General features: G+C 76.1%; 1 protein-coding gene. It reads right to left on the bottom strand.

The window, feature by feature from the left end:
* A partial coding sequence (locus HMPREF3086_RS19460) for a VWA domain-containing protein (RefSeq protein ID WP_246830878.1) occupies positions 1 to 327 on the bottom strand: 327 nt, incomplete at both ends.

Here is a 327-nt window from a genome sequence, read left to right as displayed (position 1 = left end):
GCCCGCCGGTAGGTCGGCGAGGCGGGTGGCCGCGACGTCGACCGAGGAGGTGGGCGGGAGGGCGACCTGCGCGGCGGACCCGCGGAACGTCACCAGGCCGACCTTGTCGCGGCGGCGGTAGGCGTCCAGCAGGAGGGACAGGATCGCGGTCTTGACCTGCTCCATGCGGGTGCGGGCGGCCATGGAGCCCGAGGCGTCCACGCAGAAGAGGACGAGGTTGGATTCGCGGCCCTCGCGCACGGCCGAGCGCAGGTCCTCGGGGGCGAGCAGGAGGCGGGCGCGTTCAGCGCCGTCGTGGCCGGCCATGCGGCCGCGGGCGGCCTGGTG

It is taken from the genome of Dietzia sp. HMSC21D01 (assembly GCF_001815995.1).
Lineage (GTDB): Bacteria > Actinomycetota > Actinomycetes > Mycobacteriales > Mycobacteriaceae > Dietzia > Dietzia cinnamea.
This window is presented reverse-complemented; position numbering and strand designations above follow the sequence as displayed.